Annotated in this window: 1 tRNA gene; it reads left to right on the top strand. The window is 46.4% G+C overall.

Annotated elements, in window-relative coordinates:
* The first annotated feature begins 208 nt into the window (after nt 1-208).
* A tRNA-Glu gene (locus QLG02_RS10325) sits at nt 209-284 on the top strand.
* Nucleotides 285-547 lie beyond the last annotated feature (263 nt).

Below are 547 nucleotides of genomic sequence, written 5' to 3'. Positions count from 1 at the left end.
CTTACCTTAATGATGACGAAGTTGTTGAGTGTTCACACAGATTGCCTTGATTCAAAGTAGTTAGAGCAAAGACCTGATGCGCCTTGGCGTGTCAGTGCTTGTTTGGCTAACGCCAAACGAGAGAAGCCCTTTTGTTGGGTGTCGGGATGTGAATAGCAGCGAAAGCAGCTACCCGGTTACCTGCGCGCAAGCGCAAAGACAAATCCGGGTCCCCTTCGTCTAGAGGCCTAGGACACCGCCCTTTCACGGCGGTAACAGGGGTTCGAATCCCCTAGGGGACGCCACTTCTCTTCTTGCTAACAAGAATGCAGAGTTAAGAACGAAATTCTTAACTCTGTTTTCTTCGGTCACTGACCGTTGCAAACATGCTCTTTAACAATCTGGAAAGCTGATTTAAAAAGTAGTTCTCAAACATTTGTTACAAGTGCTTTGGAAACTTCTTGGCGAAAACCAAATTTTATTTGGTCCTTGTTGTACAGCAACAAGCTGCGTCGGTTTCACCGACACTTCTTGGGGTTGTATGGTTAAGTGACTAAGCGTACATGGT

Source organism: Aeromonas sp. V90_14 (assembly GCF_029967615.1).
GTDB lineage: Bacteria > Pseudomonadota > Gammaproteobacteria > Enterobacterales > Aeromonadaceae > Aeromonas > Aeromonas hydrophila.
The sequence above is the reverse complement of the archived record's forward strand: the minus strand, read 5'-3'. Positions and strand labels throughout refer to the sequence as shown.